Consider the following 15,288-nt stretch of genomic DNA (forward strand, 5'->3'; position numbering starts at 1 on the left):
CGGCGAAACATTTTACATCAATTATTTGACGTCTTTGAGGAACGTGTCTATGACAGAACGTATCAGTGAAGTGGTAAGAAATACCAACGAAACCAAAATTCGAGTTCGTGTAAACCTCGATGGTACGGGTCAAGGCACGCTCAACACAGGTATTCCCTTTTTAGATCATATGATTGATCAAATCAAGCGACATGGCTTATTTGATATTGATATTGAATGTGATGGCGACTTGGAAATTGATGATCACCACACGGTTGAAGACTGTGGTATCACGCTTGGACAGGCTTTTGCCAAAGCTTTAGGTGACAAAAAAGGGTTACGCCGTTATGGTCATTTTTATGCACCGTTGGATGAATCCTTGAGCCGTGCTGTGGTGGACTTATCGGGCCGTCCGGGTTTGTTTATGGATATTCCATTTACCCGCGCCATGATTGGTCGTTTTGATGTGGATTTATTCTCTGAGTTTTTCCAAGGCTTTGTGAACCATGCTTTAATGACAGTGCACATTGATAATCTCAAAGGGAAAAATAGCCACCACCAAATTGAAAGTGTGTTCAAGGCTTTTGCCCGTGCGCTTCGTATGGCATGTGAAATTGACCCACGTGCAACCAACACCATTGCTTCAACCAAAGGTAGCTTGTAATGACCCGTATTGCCCTTCTTGACTATGGTATGGGTAACCTACACTCAGCAGCAAAAGCGCTTGAACATGTCGGTGCAACAGTCGATGTGACCAATGATCCTAAACTGATTGCTCAGGCCGATAAAATTGTCTTCCCTGGCGTAGGCGCCATGCGTGACTGTATGCAAGGCATGCATGAAGCAGGGATTGATGAAGTCGTTCGTCATGCGGCATTTAATAAGCCAGTCTTGGCGATCTGTGTCGGCATGCAAGCGCTGATGCAACGCTCTGAAGAAAACGGCGGTGTCGATGCTCTCGGTATTTTTGAAGGAACGGTAAGACGTTTTCCAGATGTAGATGGCTTAAAAGTGCCACACATGGGCTGGAACCAAGTTCATCAAGCTGACCCAAGCCACCCAATGTGGAAAGACATTGAACAAGATGCACGTTTTTACTTTGTTCACAGCTTCTATGTTGAACCGAAGAATAGCAACATTGTGGCTGCAACTTGTGACTATGGTTTAGAGTTCTGTACCGCGATTCATCAAGAAAATTTATTTGCAACACAGTTCCACCCTGAAAAAAGCCATACCGCAGGTTTGCAACTGCTAAAAAACTTTGTGGAATGGAAAATTTAATTTATCTCTACATCTGTTGTAGTAAAAAGCTCAACTTCGGTTGGGCTTTTTTATTCACGATTCACTCAACTTCGGTAATACCCCAAAAATGCTGTGCATAAGCTTTCATCTTTTTTTTGCTATCCCCTTAGCCTGTAAATTTTTGATTTAAAACACACTAACATATTCAGCATTGTCGTAATGACTTTCCATTGTCACCAAATTTGATTATGATTTGCCTGCTTTTTAGACATTTTTATTTATAAAAAATTTAATTTACAACGATAAGGTAAGTCACTATGACTCAATATGTACAAGAATCTGCGCTGAACGCCGCAGGTCGCTTCGGACGTTTTTCATATCTCGCATGGAACTGCCTCCTTGCCATCGTCGCTGTGATTATCATTGGTATTTTTGCCGTGATTTTTCCAACGACTTTCATCAACATGGAAACAGGCAACTTTGGTGGTGGCATGATTTTTCTTGCTGTGATTTATATAGCAATTTTCTATTTCACCTTCGTATTTACCATTCGTCGCCTACATGACCGCAACCATACGGGCTGGTTATCGCTGTTAATGCTGGTACCTCTTGCTAACGTGATCTTAATGCTTTACCTGATTTTTGCACCAGGTGATGATCGTAGCAATAGCTATGGTTCGCCACGCCCAACCGCAGGTTGGGAAACAATTCTAGCGTGGATTTATATCCTGCTATTTGTCGTTGGTATTTTAGCAGCAATTGCTTTGCCTTCTTATCAAAGCTATATACTGCGTGCCAATCAATCACAGATCGAAATGCAACAGCAATAAAAATGCATTCTGTTATCTTGGATTGTACTTAAAACCTGCTTCTTGCAGGTTTTATTTTGCCTTTAAAATCAAAAACCACTAGTCTGAGATAAAAGCATGCCTCAGATATAACATGAATAATTCCCTACCCAGTCTCCCTATCCCCAACAAAGAACACATTCGAATTTTGCCTCGTTTTCAAAATTTGCCAATGCAAGCGATTCATGTCATTCAGAACGTAGAACAGTGTGAAGCCATTCGCACTGAACTGGAACAGATTGCCATCTTCGGTTTTGATAGCGAGTCCAAACCGACCTTTCAAGTGGGAGAAGTCTCCACTGGGCCACATCTCATTCAACTGGCCAGCGTCGAGCGTGCTTATTTGTTTCAAATGAGCCCTCCCATTTGGAGCTTCCTTGCGCCATTTTTGGCGAATCCAGACCAGCTCAAAGTGGGTTTTGGTTTAAAAAATGATGCTCATCTGTTCCGCAAAAAAGGTTTTGAGCTCAAGGGCGTGGTTGAGCTGTCAAAATGCTTTGTAAGCTTTGGTTTGTCCAACCCTGTCGGCATTAAAAATGTCATCGCCCTGCTGTTTCAACTCAACTTCCCGAAAAGCAAAAAAGTCAGCACGTCAAATTGGGCAAGGAAAGTCCTTACGCCTGAACAAATTAACTATGCTGCCGCCGATGCCTACGCCGCCCTGTTGGTTTTTGAAGAATTGCGGCATTTGGAACAACTACCGAAAGAGATTTTGCAAAAACTGGAAAATATCATAAAACCTCCTCGTCATGAAAAGCTGTAACAGGTGCTTAGAAAATTGCCAATACTTTGCTAAGATGACTGACATTGATTTTATTTAAGATTTGGCTAGGAGCGAAAGCATGCTGATCATCCCTGCAATTGACCTGAAAGATGGCAAATGTGTTCGTTTAAAACAAGGTCGTATGGAAGACGATACGGTTTTCTCTGATGATCCTGTTGCAACTGCACAGCACTGGGTAAATGAAGGCGCGCGTCGCTTACATTTGGTCGATTTAAATGGTGCTTTCGCGGGTACGCCAATTCATAAACCTGTGGTTGAAGCGATTGCTCGCGCACAACCTGAACTGCCCATTCAAATCGGCGGCGGTATTCGCTCACTAGAAACCATCGAACACTACCTAGAAGCGGGTGTATCTTTTGTCATTATTGGCACCAAAGCAGTTCAAGAACCTGAGTTTGTTGAAGAAGCTTGTAAGAAATTTGCAGGTCATATCATTGTCGGGATTGATGCCATGAATGGCATGGTGGCCACCGATGGTTGGGCCAATGTGACCGATGTGAAGGCAACTGATTTGGCCAAACGTTTTGCCGATGCAGGCGTATCAAGCATTGTCTATACCGACATTGCACGTGACGGCATGATGCAAGGGGTCAATGTTGAACAAACTGTTCAACTGGCACAATACTCTGGCCTACCTGTGATTGCATCAGGTGGTGTGACCAACCTTGATGACGTACGTAACCTCAAAGGTCAACCTGGTATTTTAGGTGCAATTACTGGTCGTGCGATTTACGAAGGCAGTTTAAACCTACGTGAAGCACAATTGCTATTAGATGAACAATCGCTCTAACTGTAGAATTTAAAAAAGAGGTCTATTGACCTCTTTTTTATGCATTAAATATCAGTTTGAAGATCTGCTTCTTAATAAATTGCATTACGAATAAACTTTAACGATACATTGCCACGGTTGATATATTGGTATTCAATGGCACTCGAAAAAACGATCGACTCTCCTACACCCAAGACTTTCATGTCGCCTGCCAAATCCAAAGTTAGTTCACCCTCCATCACATAGAGCATCTCACGCCAGCCTTCTGGGTCAGGTTCAGCACTATAGTGTTCATTCGGTGCCAGTACCCATGTCCATAGCTCTACTTTTTGTGTCGCTGCCGCTGAAGCCATTAATTTTGCTTCACTGTGTGCTTGTGTGCCCTGCCAAGCCAAAACGTTCACCACCGCTTGCCCTTGCTGTTCAGGCGCAGCAATAATTTGTACAAAATCGACCTCAAGCACATCGGCTATCAAGCTGAGCTTTGCCAGACTAATATTGTCCTGCCCAGATTCAACCCCAGCTACCATACGACGGCTTAACCCAGCTAAATCAGCGAGTTGCTGCTGACTCAGGCCTTTTAAACTTCGATAATGACGCACATTTTGACTGACGTGTTGTAGCACCGCAGGAGAGTTCATACAGATAAATCAAAAAAAATATTGAGCAATATATTGCACACAAAAACAAAGCATGACAAGCTATGTGCAATATATTGCACACCAGTCTTTTTATGTTGAATACTCAGCTCGGTTCTAAAGCGCCTGTGATTGCGCTGATTCTCATTACTTTTATTTGGGGCGGCACCTTCTTGGCCGTGAAATATGCCTTAAATTTTAGCTCCCCCATGTTCTTTGTCGGTTGTCGTTTCGCCTGTGCCGCGACCATTATTGGCTTATTTTCCTATCAACATTTAAAACACATCACCCGGCAGGACCTGTGGGCAGGTGCACTCATTGGCTGTATGGTCACGATTGGCTATGGCACACAAACGGTCGGACTACAAACAGTCAGTAGCAGTGAATCTGCCTTTTTAACGGCACTGTATGTCCCCCTAGTCCCCCTACTATTGTGGTTGATCTTTCGTAAAGTGCCCCATTTTATGATTTGGATTGGTGCACTCTGTGCGTTTATAGGCTTAGTCCTGCTCACAGGCAATAGTCTGAACTCAATCTCATTGAATTTTGGCCAGACCTTAACCCTGCTCGGTGCAATTGCTATAGCAATGGAAATTATTCTGATTGGTTATTTTGCCCCAAAAGTTGATATTGGTCGGGTGACGGTCATTCAACTGGCGGTTGCCTCTGTGCTCGCTTTTGCATCCATGCCACTGGCTGGTGAGCAACAACTACCTGCTTTTTCATGGCCATTATTAGGCATTGCATTTGGATTGGGGCTTGCCAGTGCTGTGATTCAATATGTCATGAATTGGGCACAGCGCTCAGTCAACCCATCACAAGCAGCGATTATTTACGCAGGAGAGCCCGTGTGGGCAGCGCTTTTTGGGCGCCTTGCAGGAGAACGTTTAGCACCACTGGCTTTGTTGGGCGGTCTCTTGGTGGTGTTTGGCATTATGATGAGTGAATGGAAACCCAAACTGTTGAAATCAAAAAAAGAAGCTGAACAGCGCTAATTTAACGTTCAAATGCGGTGTCTGCTGAGTCTAAACATAAATTGTATAGATTCAGCAGCACAAGTTCATGTTTAGAACGATACCATCTTACCCGGATTAATCATTGCTCCTAAACCATACATACTTTTGGCAATTGGAATCACTAACGGTGCCAATGCCCGACCAAAAGGAATGTTCTGATGTTGAATTCGGGTCAACATATTAAAATCATCACATTGACCACAGAAATCATCGGCAATGGCTTTACCAATACGCACCGTTTGCGCAACACCATGCCCACTCCAGCCCTGTACAGCATAAATGGGATATTGATGACCAAATTTCCGACTGTCTGCCGCACCATTAACGGTTAAATCTGTCGTTCCACTCCACACAAAGTCAAGTGCCACCTGCTCTAGCTGAGGAAATACATGCTGAATACGTCCCAGCAAATAGTCATGGGTTTGTTCAGGACTCCAACACGAGCCAGTGCCTTCGCCCCCAAATAACAATCGGTTTTTTGAAACGCCACGGTAGTAGTCAATTTGAAATTGCGTATCGTATACAGGCAGATCCGTCGGCAATAGCTCTTTCAAATCTAATGCTAAAGGTGCTGTGGTACAGACGTAAGTATAAAAAGGAATCGTAGTTTGATTACGTTCTTCTAATAGTTTAAATGAAGCATGGTGTACAGCCATCACCACGCTTTTACGTGCTTTAATCACCCCTTGCGCTGTGGTCACATAAATACCATCGGCACGTTCCTGAATCGACTGCACTTCTGTTTGCTCATAGATGCTACCGCCCTTTTGGCAAAAGCCATACGCCAAACCACGTGTCAATGCTAAAGGATGAATATGTCCACCTAGATGATCCAATAAGCCGCCAAAATAGTTATCCGATTGCACATGCTCTCGTAATTCCTCTTGGGTCAGCATTGAGGTATTTTTTTCATCTAAGTACTGACGTGCTTGCATGCCTTCACGCAAGGCATCTAAATGCCCTGGGTGTACTGCGGCCGTTAGATGTCCACGTTTACGTTGTAAATCTAAATCATATTTTTCAGTAATGTCATCAATCAAAGTCATGGCTTCAGTTGAGGTAAAGTGCCATAACTTTTTTGCCTCTTCAAAGCTGAAGTGCTCGATCATGGTTTCGGCTTCCCAACGTGCCAATCCCGGTGTGAGTTGCCCACCATTGCGCCCTGAGGCAGCACTGCCCACTCGGTTCTTTTCAACCAAGACCGTATCTACACCCTGCTCCGACAAATGCAGTGCTGCCGAGGTTCCCAGTAAGCCACCACCTATCACTACGACATCACATTCGATATCTGCATTTAAAGCATCAAACTCATGCCATACATGCATTGAACTTTCATAGTAATTGGCAGGATGATCAAACGCACCATGTTGCGGGTTTAACCAATTCCACTCTTTGCCGCTTTGTACAGCAAAACTGGCTTTGTATTCAACGTCATCTACAAATGTCGGTTTATTCATATTCATTTCATTTACACTCAATATTACTTTCATTTTCATGCAGGGTTTAGTATGCATTTCCAATTACAATGTTTTGCTTTTTCAATTTCTTATAAATAAATAGCCCAATACCAATTGCTAGCCAAGAGCACCCAAAAATCAGGGCATTTCGTTCTAAGTTAACCCACAGGCAAAGCATCACCAATACGGATAACAGAGGCAGGATCAAATTGAGACATTTGTTTTTGACGCCTTGAGTTTGTTTTTCCAACAGATAAAACTTCACAAAAACCGAGAAGTTCACCGCCGTAAAGGCAATCAATGCACCAAAGCTAATCATACTGACCACAGTCGCAAGATCTAAGAAAATGGCAGACAATGAGATCAAGCCAATGCTCAATACCGCGTACAAGGGGGTACCCAGTCTTGCATGTAATTGCCCAAAGGTTGCTTTGGGGAAAATGCCATCTTTCGCCATAATATGAATTAGGCGTGAAGCACTCGCATGAGTCGCCAGACCTGAAGCAAAGGTATTCATGATTTGAGCACACAGAAATACAGCTTGGAACAATGCCCCTCCGACATAGAGAACAATCTCAGGTAAAGCTTCATCAGGTTTGTTAAAACGCACATTCGTTGGGAAGTACAACTGAATAAACCATGATGCTGTGATAAAGATGGCCCCCCCGCCAATGTGGTAAGTAAAACCGCACGCGGAATGTTCTTTTGCGGATCTTTGGTCTCATGCGACATGGTTGTAACTGCATCAAAACCCAAAAATGAAAAACATAAAATGGAGGCGCCCGCAATCAAAGGTAAAACAGAGCTGTCCCCATTAAACAATGGTGCTAAAGTCAGCACATGATCATAGCCTTGCGCTGACCCCACCCCTTGAATAACCAAATAAATAAACAGAACCATCAACAGTAAGGGCAAAAGCACAAACACCAAACTCAAGTTCGCTAAAATATTGATTCGGAAGCAGTTGATTAGGGTGACTAAACCTGTAAATAAAACCACCCAGACCCAATAGGGCACGCTCGGAATGACCGCTTCCAAATAAATACCCGCCAGTAAAGCATTAACTAAAGGCAGTAAAATATAATCGAGCAGTGAACACCAACCAACAAAAAAGCCCGCTTTAGCTCCACAGGACTGTGCGGTGTAGTTATAAGCAGAACCTGAGTCACCGCTGACCCGACTAAAACGTGCATAACTAAATGCCGTTAATAGCATCGCAAACAACGCCAGAATATACGCCAATGGCACACGACCATCGGTGATCCCAGACACGATACCAAAAGTATCGAACACCACCATTGGGGTCATGTAGGCCACACCAATAATGACCACTTGCCATAGTGACATTTTCTTTAAAGAAAAATCTGCATTTTTCACCGAAATCACCATCTTTCATTTTTCAATCTAGTGATTTTGGTTTTTGCAACAACTATGCCATATAATAGCATCTTCTGTATTTTAAGAATATTGAATAAAATGCCTAAATACGATTTAGAAACTCGAAAAGCAGCAATTCAACGCTATAAACTCACTGATTATAAGGTTGCTGTTTGCAAAGAATTCAACATCTCACGTGTGACCCTCGATGCATGGATTAAGCTAGAGGAAGAAACTGGAGATTTATCTCCAAAAGCGGCTAGTAATCGTGGAGCACCTAGCCACATTAAAGACTGGAATGAATTCCAAGTATTTGTTAAAAATATAAAATTTCAAAATATTAGCGATTTAGTTCCACTTTTTGAACAGCACTTTGGCTATTCGGTTTCTTATGCCGTACTGGTTCGTGCCATTCATGTTTTAGGCTTGCGTCGTCGTCGTGGAAGATTCTATGCCTAGCCAGAATCATGCTATTTTTTATAATCAATATCGAACATATTTTTATATAAATAACTGTACATTAATGTATAGTTATTTTATTAAAAAAGTAAATTTAAATTATTAAATATGTAAAATATATTAAATAAAAATGTAAATTATAAATATTAAAAATGTAAGATCTATTGAACAAAAATGTAAAACATAAAATTTAATTTGGTACAGTGCTTTTTTAAAGCCTGCGCAAAAATAGTGAAACTGCTGCATTATATGGTTTCATCTCAGTGCATAAATCCCATCTCAAAAGATACAGACCTAAAAAAAGGGCAAACTGCCCTTTTAAAGTCATCTGGTCTTATTGATACATCGGCTCATTATCATTTAAACGAATGATGCCTTTAATCGCACGATATACAATCCACACCCATGACAGTACAATCACGGCGACGCAGAAGGTTGAAGCGCCTAGTGCTACACCTGCAAATGCCGTGGCATTTTCACCTGTAAAGAATAAGAAAAGAAACGGCACAAAGGCAATCACGTTCCAAATTAAATACCACCAAAACGTGCGAATCTGCCATGTAAAATGGCTCTCAAAAATAGAACCACGGACTGCATCGCGCTTGATGTAATTAATGACTAAAGCGATCACTGCTAAAATTCCTGCGGAAAAAATCGCAACAATATACAAAATATAAAGAATAAAGGTCAGGCTACGATTCGGATCTTGATCGACTGAATAATTCATATTGTCCCTCATAAAGTGGGCTTTTGACTTTAAATAGGCAAACTATTGAAAGGAGAAATAAGCCATAAAATTAAAAGAATATTGAAAAAGATTGTACAAAAGTAAATCTTTCTAAAGGGTTGTTTTTGTGTTTTATGACGTAGCTTTTGCTGTGCCAGCCATGCGGCAGGCCATCCGCCTAAAAATGAAAGCAGATGCAACGTATTTTCAGGTACGCGGTGCTGCCCATTTTGCGCCGCTTCTTTGTCTTGTGCATAGAACCAATAACTGGCTGCATTCATTAAACTAATAAAGAGCAACACCAACCCACTTAAACGCCCCAGCAGCATCAACAACGCTAAAACAACAATGTACGCCACCGAAGCGATTTGCATTGGACGCAAATTTTGGCCTTGTACGGTCTTTTTCAGGGGCTTCTTTTGAGTCCGATTATTTTGGGTTTGTGATGCTTTTAAATAGCTGACTTGCTGTGCACGATAACGCCCTTGCGCATCTAAAATTGCATTATATTCCAATGCACATCCTACTATGGGGCGAGGACCTTGCCGCGCAAAGTCCTTGATATGTAAAAACACGCGATCTTTGCTGTCATCGTTAGGCTGAATAAAGCCGTAGCCCTTATCATCAAACCATTCAATGAGTCGTCCTTGGTCACGCATTTTTCTTTCCTATTTAAGTAGTTACAAACTTTAAGCGGTCAATCACCATATTACGCATTTCGACAGGATTTTTCTGCAAAATATCCTCCCCAGTACGGCCTTGTTCTGCATTTTTTTGTGCCACTTGTAAACGCATCATCCAAAAACGTGCAGCAGCCATTGCGAGATACAACTCTAGGCAAGATTTTTCATCAGCAGTCAAAGGACGAATGCTTTCATAGGCGTTTAAAAATGCGATGGCCTTGGCTTCATTTAAATGTACACTTGGGTATTCGGTGCAGAAGTCATTCAGCGTAATCGCAATATCGAACAAGAACTCATCTTTATTCAGTTCATAAAAGTCTAAAATGCCCTTGAGCTGATTGCCCTCAAACAAAGTGTTGTCTCGAAATAAGTCCGAATGAATAAAACCTTTTGGACGATTCGGATAAACTGCCGACAATGCATCGTATAGACCCAATAATTTGCTCAATAATGCTTGATCCGCTTCAGTTAAAGTCGGTTTCATGTCTAATGCCACCGCCAGCCAGTAATCATGGTCACGGTATTCTGCACGTTCCAGTGGAAAATCTTGCAATGCGACATGCATTTTCGCTTGTGCAACGGCAATTGCCTCAGTTTGCTCAAGGGTCGCAGGCATGGGATGTTTGCCCATCATCCGTGGGGCAATTTGTGCGGGCTTCTCTTTTAAGCTATGAATGGCTTTGCCTGAATGACTTAATGGCACGGGTACCGTTAAACCTGCTTGACCCAAATGCTCAAGTACAGGAACCAACTCGCCTGCGCCTTGTTCATCCATCTCTTCAAATACAGTTAACACGTACTGCACAGCATTTTCACACACAATAAAATAGTTCGTATTTTGAATACCGCCTTGAATCGGGATCAGATCCATCACCTCTAGTCCATAAGGTGCTGCAAACGCCTGAACTTCCTGTAAAGTCAAAGTGGTATAAACCGACATATAAAACCTGCGAAAAAACTTACATAAGTTTGATAGAATACCTGCTCCGACTATTAAGGTGTAGCATCTAAGTCGCGAAGTTTCATAATCGGCTGTTATTTTTGGAAAAAATTATGCTAGCTAAACGTATTATTCCTTGCCTCGACGTAGACAACGGTCGTGTAGTGAAAGGTGTTCAATTCCTTGATATTCGTGATGCAGGTGACCCAGTAGAAGTAGCACGCCGATATAACGAGCAAGGTGCTGATGAAATTACCTTCTTAGATATTACAGCAACCTCAAATGGCCGCGACACAACCTACCGTACCGTTGAACGTATGGCTGAAACAGTTTTTGTTCCCTTAACCGTCGGTGGTGGGGTACGTAAAGTTGAAGACATTCGTCTCTTACTCAATGCTGGTGCAGACAAAGTGAGCATTAACTCAGCAGCGGTATTTAATCCTGAATTTGTCCAAGAAGCATCGCAACGCTTTGGCGCACAGTGTATTGTGGTTGCTATAGATGCGAAAAAAACGGGTGAAAATAAATGGGAAATTTTCACTCATGGTGGCCGTAAACCAACAGGCATTGATGCCATTGAGTGGTCAGTGAAAATGGCTAACTTTGGCGCAGGTGAACTATTGATTACCTCGATGGATGCCGATGGCACCAAAGCAGGATATGACCTCGGGCTGATGCGCCAAATCAATGACCGTGTCACTATTCCAACCATTGCTTCGGGTGGTGTTGGCAACTTACAGCACTTGGCAGATGGTATTTTAAAAGGTGGAGCCGACGCCGTACTGGCTGCTTCAATTTTCCACTTTGGGCAACACACCATTCCTGAAGCGAAGAAATACCTTGCGGAACAAGGCATTGAAATGCGTTTATAATTGACAGCATCATTCTGAAATGATTAAAAGAGTATCGAAAGATGCTCTTTTTTTTATGACTTCAGTTTTTTATAACTATTTAGAACAACAATTAGAGATCAAACAGTGCAAGACTTACAGGTTATTTTTCTTATCTTTGGCATCGCTTTCTTATTTCTATTACTGTACCTATTAAGAAAATACACAGATCATCCTTTTACCATGTTCGCCATTATTCCCTTCTTAGGCTTGTGCATGTTTAGTTATGTAATGTTCTCAGAATACCAACTCACACAGTATTATAAAAAAGCCTTTGCCGCCCCTGAGCAAATTCGTTATTGCGGAACTTTTCATCAATGGGTAGAAATCAGACAGCAAAACCGACACAACGTCAGCATTGAAAAAGCCTTTTATTTTCAAAATGATCGACAAGGGTTCATATTTACCAACAGTCTACAAGCCAGACAACGCTTTCCAGAGCTGAACACATTAAAAGTGAATGACCCCATTTGCTTCCAGTTTTCTCCACAGTATAAGGACGAAATGGATCGCTATATTTTAACGGGCTTTAAAAAACAGATGAATTAAAAAGCTCAATTCCACTGTACTCATTCACAGCTAGTGCCATTGCCTCAATTATGCAGCAGATGTTAAAGCTTAGAATGCTCTCTGGATCTTGTTCGAACCTACACTCTCAATTTTTGAGATAAAAAAAGGGAGTCTTGCGACTCCCTATAAACCTAGAATAACGACTATATTGCTCTGTTAAACTGGAAAATGAAAAATGACGTACTAAGCTCATGAAGTGAAATCACCTCATCAACAACTTTACTATAAGATGTTCAAATGATGAAATATTGACAATACATACCAATTTTATTGACAAATCACGACAACTCTCACATTAACCCTATTATCCAGCGATAGTTTCTGTCATCTGCCTAGGCTTACTCTCAACAGCTTCTGGTGCCTTAACCCATTTTGCAGGAAAGACCTGATTTACCCATTGAGTTAAACGCTCAGACACGCTTTGAGGCAAGGTAATGCCCAATGGATTTTGTTCTTGCAAGTCCAATGATGAAATCACGCGAGTCCCTAAAATATAGTCAAACCACGGCTTAGTCACACACCAGTTGGCATCCTGATTAGAGTTCATGTGGTGGTCATAGTGCCACGGAATTTTACGCATTGCCCAGTCAGGTTCTAAGTGCGCACGGCGGTGAATATAATAATAGTTTCCAGCAGAATACAGCACAGATAAAGTCATCCCTTTGGACACTGGATAAAATAATGTTCCAAATACACCCGCGACTACAGCCAGTGAAATGATCTCATTTTTAGTACGCCAGTTACTCCAGCCTTCAACATACCCGTGGTCGTGAAACGCCGTTTTACGTACTTCTCGGTGATGCTCCCAATGTGACTTCATGCTGTCAGGCACAGGGCTGTAGCGTGGCTTACCCGCACGGTGTGTACCATGCAAAATATATTTATGTGCCACCCACTCAAAGGCATTGGCCACCACCAATCCCGCGACAAAACCCTTCCACATGTCAAATCCCTCCTGTTTTCAGATTGAATATAATGTGGAAACTATGCTAAATATTGACCCTAGCATTCCAATTCATTGACAAATCACGACAAGAACAATAGAGCGAATAAATGCAACATTTCAAAGACTACACAGGTTCAGTCTACGGCGGGCTAGGTCATTTACTCTATGCCTATTGCCAAGCGGTGGGCTATCCAATTTCTGAAAAACTTGAGAAAGTTCAGAATCTAGAACGTTTTGATTATGCTCTGTGGTTAGCGTTGTTGAATGATCTCGACAGCCATCTACAAACGCCGGCTCTCGGACTCGACATTGCTCAATATGTACAACCTAAGCATTTAGGTATCTTGGCCTATATTGCGCTATCCTGTGAGACGCTTGGTGAAGCACTGACCCGTTACCATGACTTTCATCGGCTGATTTATGATGGTAGCTCATTATATGTTGCCGTTGAAGGTGAAAACCTATGTTTTGGTTGGGTGGAAATGCCGATTGAACTCACCACACAACTGAGTAATGAAGTGGCAATGGCACTGATGATTCAATTTATGAAACACTTTGTCGCCCATGAAGATATTCAGCTTTATGAAGTGCACTTCACGCATCCTACCCCTAAAAATACCCTACAGTATGAACAGTATTTTAATTGTCGCGTTCGCTTTTCCCAAAGTCGACCGATGATGATGATTCCACTGCGTGAATTATCTATGCCTTTTCAACAAGGCGATCAAACATTACAAAAACTACTGTTACAGCAAGCCGAAGCCCTACTTGAAAAATTGCCCAATTCCACTCACATTGACCAACGGCTACAACATGCTATTTTGACAGGACTCCAAAAAAACCAATATCAAATTGAGCATATTGCGAAGCAATTGAGCTTTTCAGTACGACAACTACAGCGCCACTTACAACAACAAGGCACGACTTATCAACACAGAATGCAAGAAGTAAGACGTGTCTTGGCAGAACAATATTTAAAAGATCCACACTTGAGCTTACAGGAAATTGCCCTCTTGCTCAGTTATTCTGAACAAAGTGCTTTTCAGCGTGCCTTTAAACAATGGACTGAGCTCACCCCGCAACAATGGCGACTACAACACGTTGACTAACAATCCTCAAATTTTCTAAGGTCATCAAGATGTCACGCTTTTTTTGTTAAAATTGATTGAAAAACGATCGCTTTCTCGTTAAATATACGTTGTAAACAAATAAAACATCAATAACTACAAAAGGCACATTATGAATAAATATCTTGCTGAGTTCATCGGAACATTTTGGTTGGTCTTCGGAGGTTGTGGCAGTGCTATTTTTGCTGCAGCTTTCCCTGAATTGGGCATCGGCTTTCTAGGCGTTGCTCTTGCCTTTGGTTTAACCGTTTTAACGGGTGCTTTTGCACTCGGACACATCTCAGGTGGACACTTTAACCCTGCCGTCAGTATCGGTTTATGGGTCGGTGGTCGCTTTGAGAGCAAAGATCTGATTCCCTATATTATTTCTCAAGTTATTGGTGCAATTTTAGCAGCTTGGGTTTTGTATTTGATTGTACAAGGGCAAGCTGGATTTGTTGGCACAGGAGGATTTGCAAGCAATGGTTATGCCGAGCTCTCTCCTGGTCAGTATTCTTTAATCTCAGCTTTAATTATTGAAATTGTCCTAACAGCAATGTTTTTAATTATCATTATGGGTGCGACCGATAAACTTGCACCTTCTGGTTTTGCCCCAATCGCGATTGGTCTGGCTCTGACACTTATTCACTTGATTAGTATTCCTGTCACCAACACTTCGGTCAATCCAGCCCGTAGTACAGGTGTTGCCCTCTTTGCCGAAACCGCTGCTTTAAGCCAACTTTGGTTATTTTGGGTGGCACCTATTATTGGCGCAATTATCGGTGCCATCATTTATAAAATTTTGGAAAGAAAGGCTTAGACGCTGTTCCCATTCCCTACCAGCATAACGCCCACGA

The 15,288-nt window shown here is 42.1% G+C and carries 17 protein-coding genes and 1 pseudogene; 11 read left to right on the plus strand and 7 right to left on the minus strand.

Going from position 1 to position 15,288, the window contains the following annotated elements; genetic code table 11:
- The first annotated feature begins 49 nt into the window (after positions 1-49).
- The 5 genes from hisB to hisA all read left to right on the plus strand — a co-directional run bounded on the left by hisB (position 50) and on the right by hisA (position 3,643).
- Positions 50-643 carry an imidazoleglycerol-phosphate dehydratase HisB gene (gene hisB / locus DPG01_RS03450; protein ID WP_004691554.1) on the plus strand — a complete coding sequence of 198 codons (594 nt, stop codon included), beginning with the start codon at positions 50-52 and terminating at the stop codon, positions 641-643.
- On the plus strand, positions 643-1,260 hold the full coding sequence (gene hisH, locus DPG01_RS03455; protein ID WP_110974192.1) for an imidazole glycerol phosphate synthase subunit HisH: 618 nt from the start codon (positions 643-645) through the stop codon (positions 1,258-1,260). Before hisB ends, hisH begins: the two co-directional genes overlap by 1 nt.
- Before the next feature lie 278 nt (positions 1,261-1,538).
- Positions 1,539-2,051, plus strand: a complete 513-nt coding sequence (locus tag DPG01_RS03460) for a DUF805 domain-containing protein (RefSeq protein WP_086209073.1) — start codon at positions 1,539-1,541, stop codon at positions 2,049-2,051.
- 112 nt (positions 2,052-2,163) lie between these two features.
- Positions 2,164-2,832, plus strand: coding sequence for a 3'-5' exonuclease (locus tag DPG01_RS03465; RefSeq protein ID WP_110974193.1), 669 nt, complete (start codon positions 2,164-2,166; stop codon positions 2,830-2,832).
- A gap of 79 nt (positions 2,833-2,911) precedes the next feature.
- A complete protein-coding gene (gene hisA / locus DPG01_RS03470) occupies positions 2,912-3,643 on the plus strand; it encodes a 1-(5-phosphoribosyl)-5-[(5-phosphoribosylamino)methylideneamino]imidazole-4-carboxamide isomerase (protein ID WP_086209075.1) in 732 nt (243 codons plus the stop codon).
- Between the two features lie 71 nt (positions 3,644-3,714).
- Here hisA and DPG01_RS03475 read toward each other — a convergent pair whose 3' ends face one another.
- Positions 3,715-4,263, minus strand: coding sequence for a helix-turn-helix domain-containing protein (locus tag DPG01_RS03475; protein ID WP_110974194.1), 549 nt, complete (start codon positions 4,261-4,263; stop codon positions 3,715-3,717).
- Positions 4,264-4,355: 92 nt separating this feature from the next.
- On the opposite strand from DPG01_RS03475, the gene DPG01_RS03480 reads away from it, so the two are divergent.
- Positions 4,356-5,255 carry a DMT family transporter gene (locus DPG01_RS03480; protein ID WP_086209077.1) on the plus strand — a complete coding sequence of 300 codons (900 nt, stop codon included), beginning with the start codon at positions 4,356-4,358 and terminating at the stop codon, positions 5,253-5,255.
- A 71-nt stretch (positions 5,256-5,326) separates the two neighbouring features.
- Here the strand turns inward: DPG01_RS03480 and DPG01_RS03485 are convergent, their stop codons facing one another.
- Positions 5,327-6,766: an NAD(P)/FAD-dependent oxidoreductase gene (locus tag DPG01_RS03485; protein ID WP_404814595.1), complete on the minus strand. Its 1,440-nt coding sequence runs from the start codon at positions 6,764-6,766 to the stop codon at positions 5,327-5,329.
- 13 nt (positions 6,767-6,779) lie between these two features.
- A pseudogene (locus DPG01_RS03490) lies at positions 6,780-8,122 on the minus strand (APC family permease).
- An 87-nt stretch (positions 8,123-8,209) separates the two neighbouring features.
- On the opposite strand from DPG01_RS03490, the gene DPG01_RS03495 reads away from it, so the two are divergent.
- Positions 8,210-8,569 carry a helix-turn-helix domain-containing protein gene (locus tag DPG01_RS03495; RefSeq protein WP_110974196.1) on the plus strand — a complete coding sequence of 120 codons (360 nt, stop codon included), beginning with the start codon at positions 8,210-8,212 and terminating at the stop codon, positions 8,567-8,569.
- 334 nt (positions 8,570-8,903) lie between these two features.
- Here the strand turns inward: DPG01_RS03495 and DPG01_RS03500 are convergent, their stop codons facing one another.
- The 3 genes from DPG01_RS03500 to DPG01_RS03510 are packed head-to-tail and all read right to left on the minus strand — an operon-like array spanning position 8,904 to position 10,919.
- Positions 8,904-9,296, minus strand: a complete 393-nt coding sequence (locus DPG01_RS03500) for a DUF4870 family protein (protein WP_086209081.1) — start codon at positions 9,294-9,296, stop codon at positions 8,904-8,906.
- A 29-nt stretch (positions 9,297-9,325) separates the two neighbouring features.
- The gene (locus tag DPG01_RS03505) at positions 9,326-9,955 is read right to left on the minus strand and encodes a DUF1294 domain-containing protein (protein WP_110974197.1); all 630 of its coding nucleotides are present in this window, start codon (positions 9,953-9,955) and stop codon (positions 9,326-9,328) included.
- 13 nt (positions 9,956-9,968) lie between these two features.
- Positions 9,969-10,919, minus strand: coding sequence for a homoserine kinase (locus DPG01_RS03510; protein WP_086209083.1), 951 nt, complete (start codon positions 10,917-10,919; stop codon positions 9,969-9,971).
- Positions 10,920-11,029: 110 nt separating this feature from the next.
- Between DPG01_RS03510 and hisF the strand changes: the two genes are divergently transcribed.
- The gene (gene hisF, locus DPG01_RS03515) at positions 11,030-11,791 is read left to right on the plus strand and encodes an imidazole glycerol phosphate synthase subunit HisF (RefSeq protein WP_322873878.1); all 762 of its coding nucleotides are present in this window, start codon (positions 11,030-11,032) and stop codon (positions 11,789-11,791) included.
- Positions 11,792-12,025: 234 nt separating this feature from the next.
- Positions 12,026-12,358, plus strand: coding sequence for a hypothetical protein (locus DPG01_RS03520; RefSeq protein WP_228146988.1), 333 nt, complete (start codon positions 12,026-12,028; stop codon positions 12,356-12,358).
- 325 nt (positions 12,359-12,683) lie between these two features.
- On the opposite strand, the gene DPG01_RS03525 is transcribed toward DPG01_RS03520, so the two are convergent.
- On the minus strand, positions 12,684-13,322 hold the full coding sequence (locus DPG01_RS03525) for a hypothetical protein (RefSeq protein ID WP_110974199.1): 639 nt from the start codon (positions 13,320-13,322) through the stop codon (positions 12,684-12,686).
- Positions 13,323-13,432: 110 nt separating this feature from the next.
- Between DPG01_RS03525 and DPG01_RS03530 the strand changes: the two genes are divergently transcribed.
- Positions 13,433-14,434, plus strand: a complete 1,002-nt coding sequence (locus DPG01_RS03530; protein WP_086209087.1) for an AraC family transcriptional regulator — start codon at positions 13,433-13,435, stop codon at positions 14,432-14,434.
- 130 nt (positions 14,435-14,564) lie between these two features.
- Positions 14,565-15,251: an aquaporin Z gene (gene aqpZ, locus DPG01_RS03535; RefSeq protein ID WP_086209088.1), complete on the plus strand. Its 687-nt coding sequence runs from the start codon at positions 14,565-14,567 to the stop codon at positions 15,249-15,251.
- The last annotated feature ends 37 nt before the right edge of the window (positions 15,252-15,288 follow it).

The organism is Acinetobacter sp. WCHAc060042 (genome assembly GCF_003231195.1).
Classification (GTDB): Bacteria; Pseudomonadota; Gammaproteobacteria; order Pseudomonadales; family Moraxellaceae; genus Acinetobacter.

Bases quoted from the DNA above. Each gene is read 5' to 3' on its own strand.
- hisB (WP_004691554.1), top strand. From the start codon at position 50: ATGACAGAACGTATCAGTGAAGTGGTAAGAAATACCAACGAAACCAAA.
- hisH (WP_110974192.1), top strand. From the start codon at position 643: ATGACCCGTATTGCCCTTCTTGACTATGGTATGGGTAACCTACACTCA.
- DPG01_RS03460 (WP_086209073.1), top strand. From the start codon at position 1,539: ATGACTCAATATGTACAAGAATCTGCGCTGAACGCCGCAGGTCGCTTC.
- DPG01_RS03465 (WP_110974193.1), top strand. From the start codon at position 2,164: ATGAATAATTCCCTACCCAGTCTCCCTATCCCCAACAAAGAACACATT.
- hisA (WP_086209075.1), top strand. From the start codon at position 2,912: ATGCTGATCATCCCTGCAATTGACCTGAAAGATGGCAAATGTGTTCGT.
- DPG01_RS03475 (WP_110974194.1), bottom strand. From the start codon at position 4,263: ATGAACTCTCCTGCGGTGCTACAACACGTCAGTCAAAATGTGCGTCAT.
- DPG01_RS03480 (WP_086209077.1), top strand. From the start codon at position 4,356: ATGTTGAATACTCAGCTCGGTTCTAAAGCGCCTGTGATTGCGCTGATT.
- DPG01_RS03485 (WP_404814595.1), bottom strand. From the start codon at position 6,766: ATGAAAGTAATATTGAGTGTAAATGAAATGAATATGAATAAACCGACA.
- DPG01_RS03495 (WP_110974196.1), top strand. From the start codon at position 8,210: ATGCCTAAATACGATTTAGAAACTCGAAAAGCAGCAATTCAACGCTAT.
- DPG01_RS03500 (WP_086209081.1), bottom strand. From the start codon at position 9,296: ATGAATTATTCAGTCGATCAAGATCCGAATCGTAGCCTGACCTTTATT.
- DPG01_RS03505 (WP_110974197.1), bottom strand. From the start codon at position 9,955: ATGCGTGACCAAGGACGACTCATTGAATGGTTTGATGATAAGGGCTAC.
- DPG01_RS03510 (WP_086209083.1), bottom strand. From the start codon at position 10,919: ATGTCGGTTTATACCACTTTGACTTTACAGGAAGTTCAGGCGTTTGCA.
- DPG01_RS03520 (WP_228146988.1), top strand. From the start codon at position 12,026: ATGTTTAGTTATGTAATGTTCTCAGAATACCAACTCACACAGTATTAT.
- DPG01_RS03525 (WP_110974199.1), bottom strand. From the start codon at position 13,322: ATGTGGAAGGGTTTTGTCGCGGGATTGGTGGTGGCCAATGCCTTTGAG.
- DPG01_RS03530 (WP_086209087.1), top strand. From the start codon at position 13,433: ATGCAACATTTCAAAGACTACACAGGTTCAGTCTACGGCGGGCTAGGT.
- aqpZ (WP_086209088.1), top strand. From the start codon at position 14,565: ATGAATAAATATCTTGCTGAGTTCATCGGAACATTTTGGTTGGTCTTC.